13 protein-coding genes are annotated in these 22626 nt (G+C 55.8%); 7 read left to right on the top strand and 6 right to left on the bottom strand.

Annotated elements, in window-relative coordinates:
• Nucleotides 1-61: 61 nt before the first annotated feature.
• From lolA to cysG, 5 genes are all read left to right on the top strand, one after another.
• Nucleotides 62-685 carry an outer membrane lipoprotein periplasmic chaperone LolA gene (gene lolA, locus ACY4LX_RS22455; protein WP_149659908.1) on the top strand — a complete coding sequence of 208 codons (624 nt, stop codon included), beginning with the start codon at nucleotides 62-64 and terminating at the stop codon, nucleotides 683-685.
• A gap of 215 nt (nucleotides 686-900) precedes the next feature.
• Entirely contained in the window at nucleotides 901-2223 is a 1323-nt protein-coding gene (locus ACY4LX_RS22450) for a replication-associated recombination protein A (protein ID WP_463260634.1), read from the top strand.
• Nucleotides 2223-2597, top strand: a complete 375-nt coding sequence (gene crcB, locus ACY4LX_RS22445; protein ID WP_149659907.1) for a fluoride efflux transporter CrcB — start codon at nucleotides 2223-2225, stop codon at nucleotides 2595-2597. Before ACY4LX_RS22450 ends, crcB begins: the two co-directional genes overlap by 1 nt.
• Before the next feature lie 16 nt (nucleotides 2598-2613).
• A complete protein-coding gene (gene serS / locus ACY4LX_RS22440; RefSeq protein WP_463257901.1) occupies nucleotides 2614-3894 on the top strand; it encodes a serine--tRNA ligase in 1281 nt (426 codons plus the stop codon).
• Nucleotides 3895-5289, top strand: a complete 1395-nt coding sequence (gene cysG, locus ACY4LX_RS22435; RefSeq protein WP_463257900.1) for a siroheme synthase CysG — start codon at nucleotides 3895-3897, stop codon at nucleotides 5287-5289.
• Between the two features lie 128 nt (nucleotides 5290-5417).
• On the opposite strand, the gene ACY4LX_RS22430 is transcribed toward cysG, so the two are convergent.
• The 6 genes from ACY4LX_RS22430 to ACY4LX_RS22405 all read right to left on the bottom strand — a co-directional run bounded on the left by ACY4LX_RS22430 (nucleotide 5418) and on the right by ACY4LX_RS22405 (nucleotide 17447).
• On the bottom strand, nucleotides 5418-6419 hold the full coding sequence (locus ACY4LX_RS22430) for a glutathione S-transferase family protein (RefSeq protein WP_463257899.1): 1002 nt from the start codon (nucleotides 6417-6419) through the stop codon (nucleotides 5418-5420).
• Nucleotides 6420-6508: 89 nt separating this feature from the next.
• Entirely contained in the window at nucleotides 6509-7510 is a 1002-nt protein-coding gene (locus tag ACY4LX_RS22425; RefSeq protein WP_463257898.1) for a glycosyl transferase family protein, read from the bottom strand.
• Between the two features lie 610 nt (nucleotides 7511-8120).
• Nucleotides 8121-11306 (bottom strand): tetratricopeptide repeat protein, encoded by a 3186-nt coding sequence (locus tag ACY4LX_RS22420; protein WP_463257897.1) that lies wholly within the window; start codon nucleotides 11304-11306, stop codon nucleotides 8121-8123.
• A gap of 304 nt (nucleotides 11307-11610) precedes the next feature.
• A complete protein-coding gene (locus tag ACY4LX_RS22415; protein ID WP_463257896.1) occupies nucleotides 11611-12378 on the bottom strand; it encodes a hypothetical protein in 768 nt (255 codons plus the stop codon).
• Nucleotides 12379-12592: 214 nt separating this feature from the next.
• A complete protein-coding gene (locus tag ACY4LX_RS22410; protein ID WP_463257895.1) occupies nucleotides 12593-15694 on the bottom strand; it encodes an AAA family ATPase in 3102 nt (1033 codons plus the stop codon).
• Nucleotides 15687-17447 carry a hypothetical protein gene (locus ACY4LX_RS22405; protein ID WP_463257894.1) on the bottom strand — a complete coding sequence of 587 codons (1761 nt, stop codon included), beginning with the start codon at nucleotides 17445-17447 and terminating at the stop codon, nucleotides 15687-15689. The genes ACY4LX_RS22410 and ACY4LX_RS22405 overlap by 8 nt, the downstream gene beginning before the upstream one ends.
• Nucleotides 17448-17680: 233 nt before the next feature.
• Here ACY4LX_RS22405 and ACY4LX_RS22400 point away from each other — a divergent pair, with 233 nt between their 5' ends.
• Together ACY4LX_RS22400 and ACY4LX_RS22395 are read left to right on the top strand one after the other, a co-directional pair.
• Nucleotides 17681-21358 (top strand): hypothetical protein, encoded by a 3678-nt coding sequence (locus ACY4LX_RS22400; protein ID WP_463257893.1) that lies wholly within the window; start codon nucleotides 17681-17683, stop codon nucleotides 21356-21358.
• Nucleotides 21355-22524, top strand: a complete 1170-nt coding sequence (locus tag ACY4LX_RS22395; protein ID WP_463257892.1) for a hypothetical protein — start codon at nucleotides 21355-21357, stop codon at nucleotides 22522-22524. The genes ACY4LX_RS22400 and ACY4LX_RS22395 overlap by 4 nt, the downstream gene beginning before the upstream one ends.
• The last annotated feature ends 102 nt before the right edge of the window (nucleotides 22525-22626 follow it).

Below are 22626 nucleotides of genomic sequence, written 5' to 3'. Positions count from 1 at the left end.
GAATTGAAGGGGGGCGCAATGACGCGCCTCCGCAACCCCCACGCATCTCAAGAGGACTCCCATGCGTCTTATCCGCATGCTGTTGCTGCCGGTTCTGGCTTTGACCACGCTCTCGGCCCACGCCGACGACAAGGACGTGGCGCGCCTGACCCAACTGCTGGAAACATCCAAGACCCTGACCGCGCGCTTCTCCCAGCTGACTCTCGATGGCAGCGGCACCCAGTTGCAGGAAACCGCTGGTGAAATGTCGCTGCAGCGTCCGGGCCTGTTCTACTGGCACACCGATGCACCTGCCGAACAAACCATGGTCTCCGATGGCAAGAAGGTCACCCTGTGGGACCCGGATCTGGAACAGGTCACCATCAAGACCCTCGACCAGCGCCTGACCCAGACCCCCGCCCTGCTGCTGTCCGGTGACGTGTCCAAGATCAAGGAGAGCTTCGACATCAGCGCCAAGGAAGCCGGTGGCGTGATCGACTTCACCCTGAAGCCGAAAACCAAGGACACCCTGTTCGACAGCCTGCGCCTGTCGTTCCGCAACGGCCTGGTCAATGACATGCAAATGATCGACAGCGTCGGCCAGCGCACCAACCTCCTGTTCACCGGCGTGAAGGCCAACGAGCCGATCCCGGCGTCCAAGTTCAAGTTCGACATCCCGAAGGGTGCGGACGTGATCCAGGAGTAAAATGCGGAATTTGTGGGCGCTGGCTTTTGTGGCGAGGGGGCTTGCCTCCGTTGGGTCGCGAAGCGACCCCAAACCTGCAGACGCGGTGTAACAGTCATACAGCGATTGCTGGTTTTTACGACTGCTTCGCAGCCGAACGGGGGCAAGCCCCCTCGCCACAGAGTATTCGGCAGATTTGAGAATTAGGTAATAAAGCGAGGTTTCAACCGTACGTGATGGACCTGTTTCGCAGTGCCCCGATTGCTCAACCCTTGGCCGCGCGCTTGCGTGCCGCCAATCTGGATGAGTACGTCGGTCAGGAACACCTGCTCGCTCGCGGCAAGCCTTTGCGCGAAGCGTTGGAGCAGGGTGCCCTGCATTCGATGATTTTCTGGGGCCCGCCGGGCGTGGGTAAGACCACCCTGGCGCGGCTGCTGGCGGAAGTCTCGGATGCACACTTCGAAACGGTCTCGGCGGTGCTGGCCGGCGTGAAGGAAATCCGTCAGGCGGTGGAAATTGCCAAGCAACAGGCGGGGCAGTACGGCCGACGGACCATTCTGTTTGTCGATGAAGTGCACCGCTTCAACAAATCCCAGCAGGATGCGTTCCTGCCCTACGTTGAGGACGGCACGCTGATTTTCATCGGCGCGACTACCGAAAACCCGTCCTTCGAACTCAACAACGCCTTGCTCTCCCGGGCACGCGTCTACGTGCTCAAAAGCCTTGACGAAGCGGCTCTGCGCAAACTGGTGCACCGTGCGCTGACCGAAGAGCGGGGCCTGGGCAAGCGGCAATTGACCCTCAGCGACGAAGGCTTCCAGATGTTGCTGTCCGCCGCCGATGGCGATGGCCGACGCCTGCTCAATCTGCTGGAAAACGCCTCCGACCTGGCCGAAGACAACAGTGAGATCGGCATCGATCTGCTGCAAAGTCTGCTCGGCGATACCCGTCGGCGTTTCGACAAGGGCGGCGAAGCGTTCTACGACCAGATTTCCGCGCTGCACAAATCCGTGCGCGGCTCCAACCCCGACGGCGCGCTGTACTGGTTCGCGCGCATGATCGACGGCGGTTGCGATCCGCTTTACCTGGCCCGGCGCGTGGTGCGCATGGCCAGCGAAGACATCGGCAACGCCGACCCCCGCGCCCTGAGCCTGTGCCTGGCGGCGTGGGAAGTGCAGGAGCGTCTCGGCAGCCCCGAAGGCGAATTGGCGGTGGCCCAGGCCATCACCTATCTGGCTTGCGCACCGAAAAGCAACGCGGTGTACATGGGTTTCAAAGCGGCGATGCGTAGCGCCACCGAACATGGTTCGCTGGAAGTGCCGCTGCACTTGCGCAATGCACCGACCAAGCTGATGAAGCAACTGGGTTACGGCGACGAATACCGCTATGCCCACGATGAGCCGGACGCCTATGCCGCCGGTGAAGACTACTTCCCGGATGAGTTGGAGCCACAACCCTTCTATCAGCCGGTGCCCCGTGGCCTGGAGCTGAAGATCGGCGAGAAGCTCAACCACCTCGCGCAACTTGATCGTCTGAGCCCCCGGCAGCGGAGAAAATAGTGATTCCCTTGATCGTTGCAGTTTCCATCGGCGGGATCGCCGGCACGCTGTTGCGCTTTGCTACCGGTAACTGGATCAACGCTAATTGGCCGCGGCACTTCTATACCGCGACGCTGGCCGTTAATATCGTCGGCTGTTTGCTGATCGGCGTTTTATACGGTCTGTTTTTGATACGCCCGGAGGTGCCGATCGAGGTGCGCGCCGGGTTGATCGTCGGCTTCCTCGGGGGGCTGACGACTTTTTCATCCTTTTCACTGGATACGGTGCGCCTGCTCGAAAGCGGGCAAGTGCCGCTGGCCCTGGGCTATGCTGCGATCAGCGTATTCGGCGGGCTGCTCGCCACCTGGGCTGGCCTGTCCCTGACCAAACTTTGATAAACGAGAGACCGACATGCTCGATTCCAAACTGTTACGTAGCAACCTTCAGGACGTAGCGGACCGCCTGGCATCCCGTGGCTTTGTGCTGGATGTTGCGCGCATCGAAGCGCTGGAAGAACAGCGCAAGACCGTCCAGACCCGCACCGAAGCACTGCAGGCTGAACGTAATGCGCGCTCCAAATCCATCGGCCAGGCCAAGCAGCGCGGCGAAGACATCGCACCGTTGATGGCTGACGTCGAGCGCATGGCGAACGAATTGAGCGCCGGCAAGGTTGAACTGGACCAGATCCAGACCGACCTGGACTCGATCCTGCTCGGCATCCCGAACCTGCCCCACGAATCCGTGCCAATCGGCGCCGATGAGGACGGCAACGTCGAAGTGCGCCGCTGGGGCACCCCGACTGCATTCGATTTCCCGGTTCAGGACCACGTGGCCCTGGGCGAGAAGTTCGGCTGGCTCGACTTCGAAACCGCCGCCAAACTGTCCGGCGCCCGTTTCGCTCTGTTGCGCGGCCCGATCGCCCGTCTGCACCGCGCCCTGGCGCAGTTCATGATCAACCTGCACACCACCGAACACGGTTACGAAGAGGCCTACACGCCGTATCTGGTCCAGGCGCCGGCACTGCAAGGCACTGGCCAGTTGCCGAAGTTCGAAGAAGACCTGTTCAAGATCACCCGCGAAGGCGAAGCCGATCTGTACTTGATCCCGACCGCTGAAGTGTCGCTGACCAACATCGTTGCTGGCGAAATCGTCGATTCGAAACTGCTGCCGATCAAGTTCGTCGCCCACACCCCATGCTTTCGCAGCGAAGCCGGCGCGTCGGGTCGCGATACGCGCGGCATGATCCGCCAGCACCAGTTCGACAAAGTTGAAATGGTCCAGATCGTTGAACCATCGACCTCGATGGAGGCTCTGGAGGGCCTGACCGCCAACGCCGAGAAAGTCCTGCAACTGTTGGAACTGCCTTACCGCACCCTCGCGCTGTGTACCGGCGACATGGGCTTTAGTGCCGTGAAGACTTACGACCTGGAAGTGTGGATTCCGAGCCAGGACAAGTACCGCGAAATCTCGTCGTGCTCCAACTGCGGCGATTTCCAGGCCCGGCGCATGCAAGCGCGTTTCCGCAACCCGGAAACCGGCAAGCCTGAACTGGTGCACACCCTGAACGGTTCCGGCCTGGCGGTCGGTCGTACCCTGGTGGCCGTGCTGGAAAACTACCAGCAGGCCGACGGTTCGATCCGTGTGCCTGAGGTACTGAAGCCGTACATGGGTGGCCTCGAGGTCATCGGCTAAATGGATTATCTGCCGCTGTTTCATAACCTGCGCGGCAGTCGTGTGTTGGTCGTCGGCGGCGGGGAGATTGCATTGCGCAAGTCCCGCCTGCTGGCCGAAGCCGGTGCGCTGCTGCGGGTGGTCGCACCTGAAATCGAAGCGCAACTGCGTGAATTGGTGGTCGGTAGCGGCGGCGAGTGCCTGTTGCGTGGCTACGTCGAAACGGACCTGGACGGTTGCGGGCTGATCATTGCCGCCACCGACGACGAACCGCTGAACGCGCAGGTCTCCGCCGATGCCCATCGGCGTTGCGTGCCGGTCAACGTGGTGGATGCGCCGGCCCTGTGCAGCGTGATCTTCCCGGCGATTGTCGACCGTTCCCCGCTGATCGTTGCCATCTCCAGCGGCGGCGATGCGCCGGTGCTGGCGCGGCTGATTCGGGCGAAAATCGAAACCTGGATTCCTTCCACCTACGGTCAACTGGCCGGTCTGGCGGCGCGTTTTCGCAGTCAGGTCAAAGGCCTGTTCCCGGATGTGCAGCAGCGTCGGGCGTTCTGGGAAGATGTGTTCCAGGGCCCGATCGCCGACCGGCAACTGGCCGGGCAGGGCGCTGAAGCCGAACGCCTGATGCTGGCGAAAATCGCCGGTGACGCTCCGAAAGCCACGGGTGAGGTGTATTTGGTCGGCGCTGGCCCCGGTGATCCGGACCTGCTGACCTTCCGCGCCTTGCGTCTGATGCAGCAAGCCGATGTGGTGCTTTACGACCGCTTGGTGGCGCCGGCGATTCTGGATTTGTGCCGTCGCGATGCCGAGCGGATCTACGTCGGCAAGCGCCGCGCCGATCACGCGGTGCCACAGGATCAGATCAACAAGCAACTGGTGGATCTGGCCAAGGCTGGTAAGCGTGTGGTGCGGTTGAAGGGCGGCGATCCGTTCATCTTCGGCCGTGGCGGTGAAGAGATCGAAGAGCTGGCGGCCCATGGCATCCCGTTCCAGGTCGTGCCGGGTATCACCGCAGCCAGTGGTTGCGCGGCGTATGCCGGGATTCCGCTGACGCACCGCGATTATGCGCAGTCCGTGCGGTTCGTTACCGGGCACTTGAAGGACGGTTCCACCGATCTGCCCTGGGCCGACCTGGTCGCCCCGGCGCAAACCCTGGTGTTTTACATGGGGCTGGTGGGCTTGCCGATCATCTGCGAGCAGTTGATCAAGCATGGTCGAGGCGCGGACACCCCGGCGGCGTTGATCCAGCAGGGCACCACGGTCAATCAGCGGGTGTTTACCGGCACGTTGGCCGACCTTCCACGGCTGGTGGCGGAGCATGAAGTGCATGCGCCGACGCTGGTGATTGTTGGGGAAGTGGTGCAACTGCGCGAGAAACTGGCGTGGTTTGAAGGGGCTCAGGCGCAGGTCTGAACACCCGGTAACCGATCGTTCCCACGCTCTGCGTGGGAATGCAGCCCGGGACGCTCCGCGTCCCCTCCAGAACAGGAACGCGGAGCGTCCCTTGAGGCATTCCCACGCGGAGCGTGGGAACGATCATCTTAGGCGTTACGCCAAACCCCTTTCCCGCTCAACCGCGCCCGATCATGCGCAGCGGTAAAGTCCTGCGCCGGCCCTTTCGGCACAATCCCCGTCGGGTTAATGGTCTTGTGGCTGCCGTAGTAGTGGTTCTTGATGTGCTCGAAATCCACCGTCTCGGCAATCCCCGGCCACTGATACAGCTCCCGCAGCCAGTTCGACAGATTCGGATAATCGGCAATGCGCCGCAGGTTGCACTTGAAGTGCCCGTAGTACACCGCATCAAAGCGAATCAGCGTGGTGAACAACCGAATGTCCGCTTCCGTCAGGTATTCGCCGACCAGGTAACGGTTCTCGCCTAACAGCAACTCCAGTTGATCCAGCTCGGCAAACACCTCATCGAATGCCTCTTCATAGGCCTTCTGCGACGTGGCAAATCCGGCGCGGTAAACGCCGTTGTTCACCGCCGGGTAAATCCGCTCGTTCAGCGCATCGATTTCGCTACGCAGCGGCGCCGGGTAGAAATCCAGGTCATTGCCGGTCAAATCATCGAAAGCGCTGTTGAACATGCGGATGATCTCCGCCGATTCATTGCTGACGATGCGCTTTTGCTGTTTGTCCCACAGCACCGGCACGGTGACGCGGCCGGTGTAGTCGGCGGTATCGGCGGTGTAGCGCTGGTGCATGAAATTGAAGTGATCGAGCTTGTCGCCGGTCGAGCCCAGGCTCTGGTCGAAGGTCCAGCCGTTTTCCAGCATCAACCAACTGACCACCGACACGTCGATCAGGCTTTCGAGGCCTTTGAGTTTGCGCAGGATCAGCGTGCGATGAGCCCAGGGGCAGGCAAGGGAGACGTAGAGGTGATAGCGCCCGGCCTCGGCCGCAAAGCCACCGACACCGGTCGGGCCGGGCTGACCGTCGGCGGTCAGCCAATTGCGGCGTTGCGCCTGTTCGCGCTGAAATGCGCCGTCCTTGCTGCTTTCGTACCACTGGTCGTGCCACTGGCCTTCAACTAACAAACCCATTTCAAGACTCCTCAACCAATAAGCGTTGGAGAGGAGTCTATGCGCATAGGTTCGATTAAATAGCGCAAAGGTTGGGCAGTTATGATCGGTTAAATCGATCTGTCTCGCGCATCCCAGTACTGCTGGGCGGTTTCGAACGCTTGCTCGCGGGTCTGGTCGAGGCCGCGCAAGGCCAGGGCCATGGTCGAGATCAGCGCCATTTGCGGGTAGCTGTCGACCACCTCACCGCGCCACACCGCTTTCAAATGCTCAGGGTCAAGGGTTGCCGGTTTGACGTGGCGCTGCGCGGAAAGCTGCGGCCATTCCTCGTCCCAGCTTTCGCCACCCGTGGTGCCGTACAGGTGACTGTCGGCGTCCGGGTTGATCTCGATTTCGCCGCCATCGCCCTTGACCACAATCGCGGTGTCGCCGAGCAAGCCGCTGGCATCGCGATGCACGGCTTGATAGCCCGGATGGAAAATACTTTGCAGGCCGCAGCGTGCGCCCAACGGATTGAGGATGCGCGTGAGGGAGTGGATCGGTGAACGCAGGCCCAGGGTGTTGCGCAGGTCGATCATGCGCTGAAGTTGTGGCGCCCAATCGACTAACGGCATAAACGCCAGACCGCCGTTATCCAGCGCATCGCCCACCTGTTGCCAGTTGCGGCACAGCGGGATGTTCAACTCATTCAGCAGTTGCTCGCTGTACAGCCGACCGGCCGTGTGCGCGCCGCCGCCGTGCATGAAAATCCGCACGCCGTTCTGGGCCAGGCACTTGGCTGCCAACAGGAACCACGGCAGATGACGCTTCTTACCGGCATAAGTCGGCCAGTCCACGTCGACATTAAAGGCCGGCGCCTTCAAGCGTGCGCGCAAGGCTTCGGTGAAACCGGCCATCTCTTCGGCGCTTTCTTCCTTGTGCCGCAACAGCATCAGGAACGCGCCGAGCTGGGTGTCCTCGACCTGGTCGTCCAGCACGAAGCCCATGGCTTGGCGGGCTTCTTCGCGAGTCAGGTCACGGGCGCCACGCTTGCCTTTGCCCAGGATCCGCACGAACTGGGCGAACGGGTGCTCGGCGGGCGTTTCGAGGGTCAATGCGGGGTAGTCGGTCAAAAGTTCCGGAGCCTTGCTAACAGTTACATGTGTTTTATTTTCCATAAATCAGTCACTTACCTAATCTAACTTTTTTTCACGTTTTTTTACGCGTGGAACGAGTGAGTGACTGCCAGTCTGTCTCATTGCTATTCCATGGCAACCCCTCATTTGAGCGTTCGTCAGAGGTGGAGGTTAGTTCGTTATGGTCAACACCCCCGGCCGCGATCCGCGCGAAGTAGAGGCGGAGCACGTGCCGGCACAGCAACGTCAACATACCCAGAAACGACGTTGATGCGGTCGGACATTCCGCGCCGGGCTGAGATCGCATCATGATGAGTCAAATTCATTCACAATCGGCAAGATGTGCAACCGGCCGAAGGTAATCGAACCAGTAATGTCGCTCTCATAAACTATCAAGGAGTTGGAAGACGAGTAGAATGTGCAACTCTTCGTTCGAACCACGCGAAGCCCACTACTGACCCAGGTAAGCAAGCTATTTCTGCATTATGTACCACGTATTTTTAGCGGTCTTCTTGGGGCTAGTATGCATCTGTTGATGCGATACTCATCCAGAAGCCGCAAGTAAAGTCTACGTGGATGAGTCTGAAACGATGAGCCTCTTACCGCGCTAGAGGCCGCGAGGTTTGAGATACATGCTCTCTAGATCATTTGGGCCCACATCGGCAGCCATTTTCACGTGTAAAGATCGCTTAAACAGGCAAAGGTTGTGCATGAGTTGCGGCTGTTGCCCGCTTACCATCACAGCCGGCATTAAGAGATAAGCACCGGCCTTTTTGTAAAGATCTAGAAATGTTGTGAGATTGACGTCATCAGAAGGCTCCATGGTGTGTGTGCGCGACGCAAACATGGAAAGCCGTGCTGCAGTCTCATCCTCCGGGATTTTTGAGGTGATGACCATTCCGTAATGCGTCGGATGCTTGGCGGAGAAACGGCGAACGATGCCGATGTGAATTTCCTCGTCCTTATCTACTGTTCCGAATCGCTCCCGCCATCGCTCAAATATTTTTGCGGCCGCATCTCGATCCTTAAACATCAGAGCAATGAAGGGTGGCGCCCCGGGAGCGAAGACGCCGTAGGCCATGCCCATCCAGCCCGCACGATCCCAGAGATGCACGTCAATGACCGATCGGACCTTCACATCTCGGTGGTCGGTCAGCTTTGGGAGTTCTGTCTCGTTGCAAACTTTATCCTTGGGTTGCACATTTGCTTTGGTTGGTTGTGGATCGCGTTCAACGTGCGGCCTACCTAGTCTGGCCTCGAACCTCTTCGGTGAACGCTTTCCCCAGGAGGTCAGGCGCGATACACCACCGAAGATGCGCTGTCGGCTAAAGCATAATGAGCCAATCATCGCAACGCGATCCATTGCAGCATCCGTCTTAAATAATCGGTTAGTGGCTTCTTCAAAGTCCTTCGCGTGGCAAGTCGCAGAAAAGATGGTGGCGGCGACTTCCAGCAGCATGTTTAGAAAGTCGCCATACACCGATGGTGATCCGGGAAACACGCCGTTGGGCCAACGAACCGTAGCTTTCATACGGTCAATTTCCACCAATACCTCGAAGCGTGTGATGTTTGCGTCGACAACAGTGACATCGAAACGCTCCACGTGAGCAAATGCGTCTAGTTCGAAGGCTGTGGCAAAAAAGGCTTCAATTGTTCCGACAATAGCCTCGGAGACAGTGATACTGGTGTCGGTAGGCTCGTGCGTCACGTTTACCTGAACGCCAAGCACCGAGGTGACAAATACCTGTGTGCTCAGACCGTTGAAAATAGCCGGTCGCCAGCGTGCATTGCCAGCGGGCTGCCCCGCCAACTGGTTGAAAAAACTTTCCACGTCCTGGGCAGATTCACTCTGTGGAATCCATCCTTCCTCTCTCAGCACATCCTCGTACCCCAGCATGTAAAGCAGCGTGAGTCGGCTGTGGTTCAGTTCCAGTCCTGCAAGAATGTCAGGGATCGACTCCAGCCGCGACACCTCCTCCGAGGAGAGGTTAGCCAGTTGACAGGCCAGAAGCATGTCGAAATCCTGCAACTGCTCAGCGGCACGCTTCGTCGACTTATCGTCGGAGGGCAGAGATTTCAGGCAGCCCCGCGCGACCTGAACGGTTTCCAGTAATTCGGGAAAGTGCTTAAGCTGAACTGTTTGCCATGCTGCATTCATCAATGTCGGAAATAAGGTCGGTGAGAGTTCACCGCCTTCTTCGCCTTCGATGAATAAGGTTGCGGCGGCCGAAGTGCAGCTTGCACGCGCAGCCCAGAGCAAGCCGGCGCTTTGATAAGCGACTGCGAGCAGGGCCTGTGCATGAACGAAATCCTCCGCGTGCTCCTTTTTGGAAAGCAGCCTAGCGGCTTTGCCTAGAAGCCGAATCATCTCCATGTTTTCGTCAAAGTCGAGCTGTTCGGCGCGTTTGAGCAAAACCAATGCGCCCTGGCTTTCCCCCGTACGTTTAGTCACGAAGTCGGAAACTTGGTCTACAAGACTCCTGTAACCGCGGTCCTTGCCGGCGACCTGTCCGAAGACCTCAATCAGCTTGGTTAGTCGGTTGGCATCAAACTCCCCCAAACCGTCGGCTTTGGAGAGGATGTCTCCAAACTGCGACCACAATGGAGCAAGCCATCCTGGCTCGCCAGCCATCATTGCTTCGTTGACCTTGATGGTCAGCAGTGACGTCTGTGCCTCCAACGCGTTGTTTGGACGATCGCTGTCGATTGCTAATTCGGCAAGCCTTGACGACAGTCGGGCGATTCGGGGCTGCAGTTCTGCCTGATCCGACGTAAGGTGACCATGGATGACGGCATTGAACAGCAACTGCGCCAGGTTACATAGCATCTCGAGATTCGTCGCATGCTCGCTTTCGATGACTAGCGCTTCAAAGACGTCGTAGCCGTCGACGATCGCCTTGATATCGTCAAACCACCAAAACGCAGTCCAAAGCGTCTCATAGCGCGCAGCGATCTGCTGCCGATGCGTACCACCATCGTCCGCCAATCGAACGGCCCGAAGGAACCTGCCGTCGACGTCAGTTCGCGGTAATTCCAGCTGCCGCGCCAGTTTTGCTGCCACAAGTGCTTCGGATGCGCGCTGCATCTTCATCCCTACAAATGTGGAAGGATCCGTCAACTCCTTCTCAATGTCGGCTAGTTGCTGCTTGCGCGAATAGTCAGAGGGGCCAAGGTCGAGGTCGCTGGTTTCATCACCGATCCCTAGGTAGTTGTATGCAAGGTCGCGGCGGTTCTTGTCGATGACCTCGTTGATGATCCAACTACGATCGTGGATGGTGATCTGAACACCGTATTCGCGGGTGAGTTCTTCCTCAACGCGGGCTCGATCCTTTGCGCGTGCAGCTCTCGACGTCACAAAAAAGATTTTCTGGTAACCGCGATTGGTGGCCATGATTCCAGCTACGTCTGAACGCGCCTTGTCGGCCCAAGTTTTCTTCGCGCTGAAGGCGAAAGCCCATCGTTCGCTGCCACTGTTGGCCGCCCCGACGTAAGTGAGTGCGCTGATCTCTTCCGATACAGGAGTAGTCTCGGTGTCGGCCTTACTGTCTCCACCACCCTCCGGGCCCGTTGCCGGCCTCAAGTTCGGACAGATCGTCCGCTCACAAAGCTTGCGGCAAAACAGTTCAAAGTCATGTGTCTGGTTGCGCTCGGTGATGGTTTCGAGGTGATGTGACAGGACCTCGGCTTTGAGCTGATGTTTGACGCGGGGAGTCGAGTCCGAGTAGAGCTCTGGCCGGATTCGGCGCATGAATTGTGATGGCGAGACGACCTGTTCTTCAGTCTTCATCTGCATTCTGTTGCTCTTTTTCGAGGGCTTCGGAAGTCTCAGCCAATGGATAGCTTGTTGCCGCGCCTATTTTGAGGAGCGTTCCAGGTTCTAATACTCGGCGTTGTGCTCATTCAGCGAAACGATCTAGTTGCCAGAAAATGAACGATGGCAGTAGATGGGAAATTCGCGCGTGCCTTGAAGATTAGACTTTCTTCGAGTAGCCCGACAATCGGGAACAGGAAAAATGGGCTAGCAGTACACGAAAAGGTTTGCTGTTGCTCGCGCCTCCCGAACATTCGTCACTTGGTTCAGTTACCGCGGTTGGACCCTACTGTTCGACCTTCGACATATCTTGATTGTTTTTGAGCCTACTTCCCCCAAGAAGAAGCTCAATGTGAGTGCCGCGTTCTTTTTCTCTAAGGAAGGACGATTCTGCCTCCACCAACTCGCCGATCGTCCCAGGAATCGGACCCATGATCTTTGGCAGTTTAGGCACTAGGGCTACCAGAGCGTCTAGCGATGCCTTGCAAGCGTCCTTCAATTCGTGCAAGCGGTAAGGCATGAGTTGAGCCGTCGACAGCTGAATATCGGTCAAACGCCCCGGCGTTGCGTTAGTGAGTTTCTTGGAGTCGATTTGAATGTCTGCGCGCCGGTCTGAGCAAGCGGCGAGTAGTCCAGCTACGTTGCTGTCGGCGCGAGCCAATGCGGCGATCTGCTCTGGCAGTACCGGTAGTCCCGGAAACTCGGGGCTACCGGCAAGCTCAATGATGTACGCATCAATCTGGGCGAGATCCTCCGGGTTAGATTGTCTATGATCCAGGAAACCCTGCATGAACATGGCGGAGAAACCGGCGCTATTGGCTGTAGCTTGCACCTTGTTGCCAACAGAAATCGCGACGGCCTCTACCTCTCGCAACTCACTCTTACGTACCCGAATCTCAGCTTGGTATGCAACGAAGAAGGCCGCTGCAGCAAATACCATGGCGAGAGCAGATACAATGTCAGATCGATTCCAACTTCTTGCCCGCTTATCTGGTAGGGCAAATCGAGGTTTTATCTTCCGGCGGTGAATACTAAAAAAAGAATGTCTAGGCATATCAGCGAATTCGTTCTGCGTGCAAATGCACGATCTCGGGCTAAAAGCGTTCTGATAGGAAGAGAAAGTCGGTCGAACCGCCTACATCATTTCACGTTGAGGCATCAACGTCCTTCTTTCCTGAATGTCGTTTGGTTCAATTCTGGGGTTGGTGAACTCACAGTGAGTATCCGAATTTACGATTCTTCAGTCTGATCAAACTCGCCAAGTAGGTTCATGAGCGAGATAGAACAATTTTTTTGAATCGCTCGTTGCCCATGAACTCGAATTTTCGCTGAAACAAGGCGGCAAGCCGAGCATCTGCTGTTGCGAAGAAAACCTGCTTGCGCATGCTGAGGGCGAGATCGCGCAGATAGTCCAGAAATGACAGCGCATTTAGATCATCAATATGTGCAATGGGGTCATCGATTAACAGCACTGGGGGAGCAGTTTCCGCGCTGCGGTTCAAAGCTAAAAATATTGATAGCGCCAAAGCGGCACGCTGGCCTGTACTCACCTGTGCCGCCGTATGGGTGCGAAGGCCATCTCGTGTGACGAGGAGATGATCCCCGTTGAAGTCACCTAGCTTGTATTCAGCGGGAGAATGAATTCGGGCGAATATTTCGCTGACGTGTCCCCGTATCGACTCAAGAGCTTCTTGCGTTGCTTTTTCAAGGGAATGATTTTCAACGATGTCGGCTAGAGCATCGATGGCCTTTGTCAGGTTTTCTTTTCGATTCGTCGCGGTTTTCAGCAGATCAGCACTTTGTTGGAGCTCAAGCGTCTTGGCGCTCAGCTCAGAGCGCGCATTTGATTCCATATTTTCGGCATATAGGGCGCGGTCAAAGGCAATAATTGCGTCCTCAACAGCCTGAGAAATCGGTTCTAGAGGTTGATCACCTGCGATGGTTATTAGCTGAGCAGCAACCCCAAGAAAGCTTGTTGAAGCATCATGCCTATCCACCAATCGTTGGATCCCTAGACTCACCTCCTTTGACCCTTCGGTAGCAAAACCTATCGATGAGGCGATCTCGCTGAACTGGGAGCTTCTAAGCAACAGATCCTCATGTGCTTCTGATGCGGATTCGTTCGCGTGCTCTGTGCTTCTCTGAATCTCTGCAATGCGTGTATTTATGACTGTCAGAGTCGAATAATCTTGTTCGACCCCCAGCCATTTGATAGCGGCAGCCTCCGCGGCAGGGAAACCCTCTGGGTCGGCACCATACTGGTCGAGCGAACGCATGGTGGATTCCAGTCGATTGAGCTCGCTATTTGCTTCGATGAACTCATGATGTTTCAAGAGCAAGCTCTGATGGATATCGCGTACGGTTGCCCAATCCCGAATGTCATTTGCATCGTGAAAGCGCTGCAAAACCTGCAACGCAGCGAGAACTTCGCGCTCTCGTTGGGCACGGTCTCTAGCGACCTGAATTGCCTGATGAAGACCATTGGTGAAGTTTGAGTTGTCGGAAGCGGTGAGCGACTCAATTTTATGAAGCAGCTCTCCATCTAAATGGGGGGTGGAACAGACAGGGCAATGCAATGCATCACCTGTGCGATCAATTATGGATTGTGCAAGTCCACGTAGATCGGCACGAAGCGCAATTAACGACTGACCAAGACGCTCCTGCTGCAACAGGCTTTCAGAGGCTGATCTCTCCTGCTGCTCAGCGAGAGCGAGGCTTTCCGTGGCAACCTCAAGAGCTTCAGAGAGTCCACGAATAGAATACTCAACAGGTAGCTCGTGGACTTCGTCCAAGGACGTTCCCGCGAGGGCAATCCGTGCCTTAGAAGCCACACGCTTGGTCTGCTCAATTGAACTGGCAAGTGCCGGTGCCCCGGCTTCGCAGTAGATGGACCATATTTCCAGGTCAGCGAGTTCCGCCCTATAGCTCTCTATGAGGGCTTCATATTCGCGCAGCTCTAGGCGCTTGCGAAAGTCTAAGTCTTCCAGTTCCTGAATTTTTTCGAATGCGGGGCGTAATACCTGCGCGCTCTGCCGTATCTGCGCAATTGTTGCTGGAGAGGATTGTGCCAGGGCAATTGCTTGGTGCAGTCCTCGCGAGAGCGATTCAAGGCGAGTTCGATCCGAGGGGGAGAGAGGCTCATTGTCACCCTCTGGAGCCCAAGTACAGCCTAGCTCCTTCAGACTCGCACGATATGATTTTGCAAAGGTTGCGGATTCACTAGGTGACGACTGCAATCGCTTTACTTCGTTACCTAGCAGTTGGGTCTGCTTCAGCAGGGAAGGGATGCGCTCGTTGTAACTCGTGCGCTTCGCCACGGCGTCATCATGCAGCTTGGAGAGATCAGTCCATAGCGACGATGTTTCCCCACCTACTAGCAATAAACTCAGATCTTGTTTCAATTTATCTGGGGTTGATTCACCAGACAGGCGAAATGCGGCATCAGTGTCTAAGAAGTTGAACCGGGTGAACGACTGGGCGAGTGCGTTAGTGTTTTGATTCGATCGCCCATACCAAGCGAGATTGCGCGCCTTTAGGGTCGCTGGCACTGTGGTGCTTTTAACGGTGAATAACTCACCGGATGCAGTGATGACATCTGCTTCGCTATTTTTGAATGTAGCTTCAGGATCGCGACGAACACGCCCGCAGTACAAGGCTTCAATCGACTCAAGCAACGATGTTTTGCCCGCACCGTTCTGTCCGAATATCAAATTCACATCGCCAAACTGAAACTGTTTCCCACTGATGGCCGATCGAAATTCGCCTACCTGAAACCGACGAATCAGACCAGTACTCAACGGATCAGAGAGTGGTTGAGAAAGCGGACGCATTACCGGGGTTGTGTCGGCAGTGAAGGCTTCCCCTGAACCGATCAATTCAATTTGTTGAGTTCGAGCGCGTTTCTCCAACAGGGTGCTGAGCGCTGCCGCACGTAAAATCTCCTCCCATTGAACGCTAGCGTCTGTGGATACCTGCGCGCTATGGTCATGAGTCGAAAGGTCGTCAAACCGCTCGAGAAGATCTTCCTCGGTCAGGACGAATTTTCTCGCAAAATGCCGATCGCCTTCGATGTGGGCCTTTGCTTCCAAAAAGTGATCGTTGATTTGCGATTCAGGGCCTGCCCAAAAATACAGGTAGCTGTTCCAGCGCTGGTCGCCATCGGCTGTGAAAAATTCACTCCCAAGCAAACCTTCTTGAAATTTCGCAAGATTCTCCGCCCGCTGGATGACACTGTCCGATAGGTCGATGTAAGCCGTAGCGAAGGTTTTGCCTTGATAAATGCGTTCCCCACGAAAAATGCCGTTGCCCAAGTCTTGAACCCGGGAAAGTTTTTCCGTAATCGTACGACGTAACGAGGCTGAATCAACCATATGAGGGTTCCGTGTGATCGAGCGGAGTAACAGCGAGGAATTCGGTCTTGTCGTCTGCTGGGTCATCGAATCGGGTTAGAGCATCAATTCCCGCAAATTTGAGCTCGCCAAACTCCCGGTATGCAATGCACAGCCGCTTTTGGTGGGGGCCACCGGCCTGGCGCAACAGCTCATAAAGTTTGTCTGCGATCGTTTCTAATTCGTGAGGCGCAGGCAAGTCGCCTAGGTAGACGATGAGGGTGGGTTTGTTGTCTGACGTCATCACGTTGAAATTGGGATTTGTCGCATCCCATTGCAAAACGGACGTAGCATCGACTCCGGTCACCTGCGGAGGCCATTCAACTCGGTTCAGAATTTCATAATGAATTTGGGACGCGGTGCTAAGTCGCTGATAGCGAAAAATTCGACTGTCACCGTCCTGGGCTACGGTCAATCTACGTACCACCTCGTCAGGCCCAATCTTGCAGGAGTCGATATCTTTCAGTGCGCACCAATTCGGGCGACCAGTTATTTGTCCAGCGCTCAACGCCAGTACGCGTTCAATGTCCAAGGGATTTTGGGAAGCAATTACTTGCTGGAGCGCAATTTGCGACCTCGGGTCGTCAGCAGCAAGTGCAGTGAACCCGGCATCAGGTGCTTCTCCTACCATCCACTCTTGAGCAGCCGTCGCCCATGTGTATCGCTGAAACGCAACCGGACCGTTGCGATTGGCCATGATTGCATTGCCAACAGTTAACACTTTCGGTACTCGTAGCTCGAACACCGCTTCGTCATAGTGGAAAACAAGAGCGTGGCGCCGCTCGGTCATGTAGGCGTAGTAGATTCCCAGATTATGATTCGGTATGACGATCTCATCTTTGTATGAACAATCCTCTGCGGAGCAGTACCAGGTAGAGGCTGCGACGTTCCTCCATGCGTCAGGAGGGGTTCCCGCGGCACCGTATTGGACGATGGACTGCGCCCAATTTAGGCAGACGATATGGCAATTGCTGGCGCGTGGATCTGTGTTGAATGTTGTGGTTCGGTAGCTTCGGTATGCTGCGTTACGGGGACTTGGATTGAGCTGAATATGAATCAATGTAGAGCGATCATTGAAGTCAGCTAGCCAGTTATCGCTTAACGCAAAGGCATCAGAACAGATGATGACGGCGGCCGTAAGATGTCCACTACGACCACGAAACCTATAGATCTGAGTTCCCCGTCGTAACCATCGCTCCTCCAGGAAAAACTCATCCCTAGAAGGGAATGTTTTGAATTGAACAAGTGCGACCAGTCGAGAAGACCCATCTGGGCGTGTTGCCTGAAACATCAGAACTACAGGATCGAAGAGATTTCGATCGACTTCTAGACCTTGCCATGGCTCATGAATCACTAAGCAGTGATCAACAACGTTCCGTTGAAATTGCTCAAGTGCTTCTTGGGTGATGCTCTCGCACCCCAAAATCCAGAGAACACCTTCAGCTGGCGTGACGCCAGTCGCTAAAGCCTCCTCCAGCGCTGCCCACGGCATGAAATATTCGGGTGTTACAGCAAGGTGCGCGCCTCTTTCACGAGCCAACCTTAGCAACGACAAACTTTTGGCCGTGGCAGCGGGCACATCGTAGCTACCGATGCGCTGCTCTGAGGCAAAAATAGGTCCACTGGGTTGTAGCAGTAAGGACGTGTAACTGGCCTCTGTCGGCCGCAACATTTCCAAGTCTGGCTCGCGAAGGCCATGCTCAAAGAGTGCTAATGAAACATCGCGCGTCGGCATATTGTTTTGTCTTCCGTGAGAAGTCTCAACAATAGCCGCAAAATGGTGGTGTTGGGAGTCAGTGGGCGAATGATTTTAATGCTGGCCTCAGTACACACCGAGACAATCGGCCATGCCGGGTGACATGATCGCGCCCAGACAAAAAGATTGGGGGCGTTTCGATAACAATGGTGCAGACATCTTCAGCGTTACCGGCACCTATGCGCGCCGGCGGCCGTGCCACAGAAGCTGGAATGGCCTTTCAGGCTGAGGTAGCGACCTGGTTTGCCGTTCACATACTTGCGCGCATGCCAGTAGGGGGCAGGTTAGGCATCAATAATCAGGCGCTCCCGATCGCGATCCGACTCGAAACTGGGGAGGGCCTTGATGACATAGAGGTGACCCAGTCTGACTCAGGTGCACTCCATATCCAGTGCAAGACCAGTGCGACGTTAGGTACTGGCCCTAAGGCACCGCTGTCCAAAACGATTGGACAACTCGTGCGGTGGGTGGCTGATGCAAAAGCATCGGGCGGTCTTCCTGATCTGAGTCGAAATGTTGCCCTGTTGGCGGTGCACTCAGACGCCCCGAGTACGCTGGACATTCTTGGATCAGCTTGCCGGGTGTTCGATCTAGGTGGCGCCTGGACTGTGACGCGTGCGCAACGCAATCAGGGAGAGCGTAAAGCGCTCGACATATTCAAGGCGATTGCTTCCCCAGCTTGGAAAGAACATCGAGGTGCGGCACCTGGAGATGGCGATCTGACGGATTTGGCGCGCATTTTTCGTATATCTCGCTTCTCCATGGACGAAGGACACAATAATTGGCGCGAAGCATCACAATTATTGGGCCGTGCCTTGTTCGGGGGGGATGCTGCGGGTGAAGCGCCTCTACGTGACCTCAAAGGCATCATGCGTGATTTGATTGCCACCGGCGCTCCTGCTGATCGTGATGGTTTACTGCGCGCTCTACGTCTTCGTGGCCATGTTGATGTCGGAGCCCCAGGCTTTGAGCCGGACATCGTCAAACTGCGCACAGCAACCGCCAACGAGCTTGCTCGACTCGCGAGCCATGGTCAATTGCCTCTTGATGATGGCGTGCCAATTATTCGCGAGAGCGATGCACCGTTGTTGGCAGCTATCATGTCCGGTTCGTTACTCATTGTCGGCGAGCCGGGTGCGGGGAAGACCGGTGCATTGATCCACGCTGCTGCTGCAATTGAGGCTGCGGGCGACACTATTGTTTTTCTTTCACTCGATCGTTTTCCTGGCGTCACTATGGCGTCTCAACTTGCGTCTGAACTTGGGCTCACGCACCCGCTCGTTGAAGCCCTTGCCGCCATGCCCGGAGCCGGTAACAAGGTACTATTCATCGATGCGCTCGATGCTGCGCGTGGCACGTCTGCGGAGGGTGTATTCGCTGCTCTGATTGAAGATGTTCGTAAACAACTCGCTGATGAATGGATCGTCGTAGCATCGATCCGTACCTTCGACCTCAAGAATGGTCAGCGCTTCAAAAAAGCTTTTTTGGGCGAGCCAGCCGATACTGACTTTGCGGCACCCGGTCTCTCAAACGTACGTCACTTTCTTGTTCCACGTTTGAGTGAGGTAGACCTCGCTTCAGTAGGGGGGACATCACCGAAATTGGGCGTCCTGCTCCGTTCGGCCCCTCGGCCTTTAGCGGAACTACTGAGTAATGTCTTTAATTTGTCCCTAGCTGCAGAACTACTTACCGACGGCACTGCACCTGAAGCATTCAGCGCAATTCGTACTCAATCAGGTCTGATAGATGTTTATGAAGATGCGCGGCTCAACACGACGCAGCTTCAACAGGCCGCAGCGAAGGCTGTGAGTACGATGGTTAGGGATCAACGCCTGGTAGTGCGCAAGGTGGCGGTTGAACATTCCGCCCTCGATGCGGTTATCCAGACGGGCGTGCTCGCTGCTACAGGGGACTTGGTAGGCTTTGCCCATCACGTGCTGTTTGATCATGTCGCAAGTCGTTTCCTTCTCGCTTGGGATGACCCTAAAGCACTTCTTGACCAGATCGCCGGCGATACATCGACGGCGCTTTTTCTCGCGCCAGCGCTTCGATTTGCTATCGAAAGAATTTGGCGTTTCGACAAAGTTGGGCGACCTAATAGCTGGCAACTGATCATCGGGATTTACAAGGCAAATAGCATAAATCCGGTGTTGGGGAGTGTTGCGCTTCGGACCGCAGTCGAGAATATCGAAGAGCAGAGTGATGTCACTGCACTAATGGCGCGTGTGGTCACAGACTCAAAAGATCCGGGATTCGCGTCGCTGCTCGCGCGCCTTGCGCGATATACAAAAATGGTGTCTGCGTCCGCCGAAGTAATTTCGACTTCTGCAGCCATCGCTTGGGGACGGCTCGCCGAGGCGCTATTAGTCAACGAAGAGAAAGCGCTAGCGGAGCCTGCTTTGTTTTTGCTCCACACATTGATTGAGCATAGTGATCTTGAGGATCCGAGCCTTCTGGCTGTATTCGGGAAAGCTTCGCGTTTGCTCCTAGCAGCAGGGTGGAGAATTTCTTCAACGCACATCGCAGAAAGCGCAATTCGCTTCGTCGGCAGAAGTTTCGCCTCGGATCCGGTCGCATCACGGACGTTGCTGGATCGCATTCTGCGTGAACCCCATTTTTCGCAACATGCTGACCGAGAAGCAACGCGACTTGCCGGGCAAATTGTTCCTGTTACGCGTGGTGACCCTGAATTTTGTATCGAAATATACAGGGCTCTCTACAGCCAGGAAATCACAGATGATGCTCCATCACCTCTCGGTGGACGTAGCCGTATCATGCAGCTTTCCTCTAATAGGCGGCAGAACTATGAGCATTGTCGTTATCAGTTGGGTGCAGCGATGGAGGAAGTTTTGGCGATTTCGCCCGAACATGGCACGCGCGCACTGATTGAGGCGTTGATAGGTAAAGTCGCTACTCGGAGCAGTGGCGGTAATTTACCGGCTGAGCGGATTAATATTGGCACATCGCCCCTCGAACTTCGTGGGTTAACCTTTGAGCCCAGGGCGTGGGACCAACGGGGGAGTCATCCTGCAAAGGAAGATTTGTTGTTTCAATACGTGCGCTTTCTGCGGGAGTGCGATGTTGCAACGTTTAGGCTCAGCGTCATCGCCGCATCGCGTGAATATGCCACCGCTTCAGTTTGGACACGGATTTTTGGTGTTGGCAGCGAACGAGTTCCCGAGTTGGGTGATCTTCTCTGGCCTCTGATTGAGCGGCCTGACTTTCTCGAGAACAGGTTTACCTGGCGCGCCGCGGCTCAGTTTTTGAATTCCGCCTGGGCGTCGCGCACGCAAGAAGAGCGCGTGAGGTTCGAGACAATGGCGCTCGATATGACGCGCTTAACTGGTACAGAGCATCTTCACAAATGGCATCGCACCCTGGGCCACATCTTTGCGCAAATGCCTCAGGATACCCTGGAGCTAGAGGAAATGCGCACGCTACAGAACGCGCTCAGTTCGCGGGATTTGTTGATAAGTAATGAGCCGTATCGACCTCTCGCTGCTTGGTCCGATCCGGGAGAATACGAACTTGAACAACTTCGGCAGGCGGGCGTGGATACGGACGCCGGACCCCATCGTCAGGTGCTCGATGCTTCAAGCTCTCTTCATGACCATGTACAGCGCACACCCACCGACAGCGGGGCGCCCGAGCTGGCATTACTGTGGAATGAGGCAATGGCGTTGCTCTCTCTGATTGACGCTAATCCTGAGTTGCACGATCAGGTTGATCGCTCGGCGTGGGGGCATCTTGCATGCGCTGTAGAGCGTGTCGCGTCGAGCCCCACTTTTACGCCGAGCACAGATGGCTTGCCAAGTATTGAAACGCTAATTGCAGTCTTGGATCGACTCACGACTAGTCGCTATCCCGAGCCGAGCGAGACTGAGTCATGACCATCAGTTGGGGGAATTGGGACGTGCGTGTTTATGCTGCAGATGCTTGGGTGTCCCTTGCTTCTCGTTTTGGGGCAGACCATACGTTGATCCTCGATCGACTCGAGGCGCTTCTACAAGATCCTGAGCCCGCAGTGCGGCTTCAGGTGGCTCAAAATCTTCAGGTCCTAAATGCTGTTGCACCCGAACGCATGTGGGCGTTGGCGCAGCGTATAGCGGCTCAGGAGACCAGCACCGAAATAGTAGGCTTTTACCTCCAATATGCGATGGATCCTTTTCAACTATCGGAGCCAGAGCGATGTGAATCTGTGCTGAGCATTGTTAAGGACCGACTGTTTGTAGATCTTGATTTAGATGATGAAAAAAATTCGCATCTTCAAGACACTATTGCCGGCTGGCTTGCCCAACTTTATGTGGGGCAGGGGCGGGCGCTCTCGCGCACTTGGCTCGAAGAATGGGCAGCCGATCCGGAACGTTTCGGAGGTTTGATCAGCCGTTTTACTTTTAACCTGCGCGTAGCTTTTTTTGAGCGCTATCAACCCGAAAGTACGACCCAAATCTGCGAAGTTAGTGATCGCGCACAGGAAAGTCTCGAGCTAATCCTGAGGCCGGCAATCGCTATCTCAGAAGATGCCTACGGGGTACTTATTTCTGATGCCGGTGAAGCTGACAAGAAGGTTGCGAGCAATCGGTTCGAAGCAGCAGAGAAGGTGGTCCACCAAGCGATGAACCAGCTTTACTTCGGTTCTGGTGCCTTTAAGAGCAGTAGCGATGATGAACCTGGGTTGCCAAATGAGTCATCAATGGCGCGGTTCCTTGCGGACTATGCTGAAATACTTGCGCTTATCGCAAGCACGCGCACTCCCGCGACTTTGCACCATTTGATCGAGCTTTACGGCTTCTTGATCCCCGGCAACCCAATTATGGTTTTTGAGACTATTCATGCGATTTTGCTGGGGCGCGGTAAGGAGGAAGGTTATCAATACGAAGGGCTGGGGGGCTCGGTGGTGGTTGAGATAGTGCAGCGATACATTGCTGACCATCTCTCAATTTTTGAGGACAAAGATCGACGCAGTAGGTTGGTGGCGATTCTTCAAGTTTTCTCTGACGTGGGATGGCCAGATGCCCTTAAACTCCTTTATGACCTTCCAGATCTGTTTCGTTGAGCAGGCCGCGCGACCGACTCGAAATGTACGACTGCCCAGTCGTCCGATATCGTCAAATTGGATGAAAGCGTCGAAAGCCATGCTTACCTCTCCTTGGTGATG

This window comes from Pseudomonas sp. Emmai, assembly GCF_055179735.1.
This window is presented reverse-complemented; position numbering and strand designations above follow the sequence as displayed.